Source organism: Candidatus Accumulibacter vicinus, from assembly GCF_000584955.1.
In the GTDB taxonomy this organism is placed as follows: Bacteria; Pseudomonadota; Gammaproteobacteria; order Burkholderiales; family Rhodocyclaceae; genus Accumulibacter; species Accumulibacter vicinus.
Genome location: NZ_JDSS02000027.1, coordinates 2,902 through 5,311, shown reverse-complemented (window position 1 = coordinate 5,311; position 2,410 = coordinate 2,902). Strand labels below are relative to the sequence as shown.

The following is a 2,410-nucleotide window of genomic DNA, read 5'->3' as shown; positions in this document are numbered from 1 at the left end:
GAGGCCGGCCGCCTGGTCGCGGGGAGACTCGCGCAAGCGCAGCACCCTTCTCCCATGGCGGCGCGGAACTTTGCCTGCGCGGCCACCTCGTCGGCAGGCATGGCTACGCAAAGCCTGGCGAACAACCGGGCGTCGCCGACTCGCCGCCGATTGCGGTAATATCCTGTCAAGCGCACCGCGCATTTCCGCACGCCCCACATGGCCGAGGAAGGTCGTGACACCTGGCTGACGCCGGCATTCCACGACGAGCACTCCCCCCGCAGCGCGCTGCCACGGCCCATGGCGTGGTCAGTTGATCGCCGCCTGCCATGATTCTCGCCATCACCAGGTCCGCGGAGGCAGGCCATGACCGGCAAGATCTTCGTCAATTACCGTCGCAAGCTGGAGGGCGGCTGGGACGCCGATGCGATCGCGACGAGGCTCGCGATGGCGTTCGGAGCCGAGCGGATCTTCCTGGACGTCAAGGGCATTCCCCCGGGCGCCGACTTCGCCGAGAAGCTCCGGGTCGAGATCGGGCAGGCGGCGGCGCTGGTCGTCGTGCTGGGGAAGGACTGGCACATGATCCAGGACGAAGAAACGGGGGACAAGCGTCTCGGACAGGAAGACGATTGGGTACGCCGCGAGATCAGGACCGCGATCCAGCGAGGAATCCCGATCTTTCCGCTCCTGATCGATGCCGCGCAGCCACCCCCTGCGAAGGCACTCCCTGACGACATCAGGCCCCTGCTTGCCGCACAGCATTGGCCGATTCGCCAGACCCATGTCGACGATGACCTGAGAAGCGTGATCACTGCGCTCGCGATGCAGACCGGCATGCCCTCCAGAGGCGCCGCCGATCGAACCCAATCCCCTCGCTTGGCGCTGGTCAACTATCGCCAGTCGCTGCTGCGCGAGCTTTCGGAACGCCACCAGGTCGACACCCGTTTCGTCCGTCTGCGGCTGCTGGACATGGTGCGCAGCGAGCACGCCTTGCAGTTTCACGAACGGGAGAAGGACTACACCGACCTGCGCGATGTCCTCGCTGACATTCCCGAGCGGGCGATGGTGCTCCTCGGCGCCCCCGGTTGCGGCAAGTCCACCCTGCTCCGCCGCTTGCAGCTTGATCAAACCCGCCAGTGTCTTGCGGAGGGAAGCGAAAAGGTTTCGCTCTTCGTATCGCTCGGCGCGTATCCACTCGACCGGGAGCCGACACGGGACTCGCCGCGCCCGCTCGACTGGCTCGAAGCGCAGTGGCAGCGGCAGGCGCCGGGCCTGCCCGAGCTGGAAGCGCTGCTGGCCGAACGCCGCGTCCTGTTGCTGCTCGATGCGCTCAACGAAATGCCGCACCGCGACGCGGACGACTTTCGCGAGCGCGTCGAACACTGGCGCCGCTTCCTGCGCGACGACTTCCCGCCCGGCAACCGCGCCGTGTTTTCGTGTCGCAGCCTCGACTACAGCGAAACCCTGAGCGTCAAGGACGATGTCGATGTGCGGCAGGTGCGCGTGCAACCGATGACCCCGCCACAGATCGAGGAGTTCCTGCGCCTTTACGCCGCCGATCATGCCGACTCCGCCTGGGCCGAGATTCAGGGCAATCAGCGCCTGCTCGATCTCTACAGCACGCCCTACTTCCTCAAGCTGCTCAGCGACCAGCTTGCCTACGACCCGCGCGTCGCCAGCGAGCGCGCCGCCCTGTTCACGGGTTTTGTCCGGCGCGCGCTGGAGCGCGAGATCGCCGGCCGAAACCCGCTGTTCATGCGCGACGGCGTGCTGCACGCCCGCGATCGCGAGCGCATCGCCGGCCGCACGTGGTCCGACGCCCACGATCTGCCGCGGCGCGGGCCGCTGATCCGAAGCCTGCAGGCGCTCGCCTACGCCATGCAGGAGCGTTTCGGCGGCAGCGACGGCAAGCAGGTGATGGTGACCCTCGACGAAGCACTGGCGTACTTGCAGCATGCACGCGCCGAAGCGCTGCTGAAAGCGGCCAGCCAACTGGCGGTGCTCGACGAGGATCGCAGGACCGATCAGGTACGTTTCTTCCACCAACTGCTGCAGGAGTACTTCGCCGCCAGGCAACTCGCCGCCGAGCCGGCGCCGGCCACCGAACTGGCGCGCAGCGAATGGCGCGCCGATCGCATCCGACCCTCGCTCGCCGACAAGCTCGCGACCTTGCAGGACTTCGAGCCGTTGCCTCCTCCCGACCCGACGGGATGGGAGGAAACCACCGTGCTGGCAGCGAGCATGGCGGCCGATCCCGATGCCTTCGCGCGCGGTCTTGCCGAAGCCAACCTGGAACTCGCGGCGCGTTGCGCGGCCGCCCTGCGCGCGACGAATCGCGCAAAGCCCGATACAGTCGAACTGCTCCAGGCCCGCCTGCTGGCGCGCAGCCGCGATCCAGAAGCCGACCTGCGCGCGCGCATCGCCGCTGCGC

1 protein-coding gene is annotated in these 2,410 nt (G+C 67.7%); it reads left to right on the top strand.

Annotation, left to right across the window (positions count from 1 at the left end):
• Nucleotides 1-345: 345 nt before the first annotated feature.
• Nucleotides 346-2,410, top strand: a 2,065-nt coding sequence (locus CAPSK01_RS22880) for an NACHT domain-containing protein (RefSeq protein ID WP_273703613.1), incomplete at its 3' end; no start/stop codon positions are given.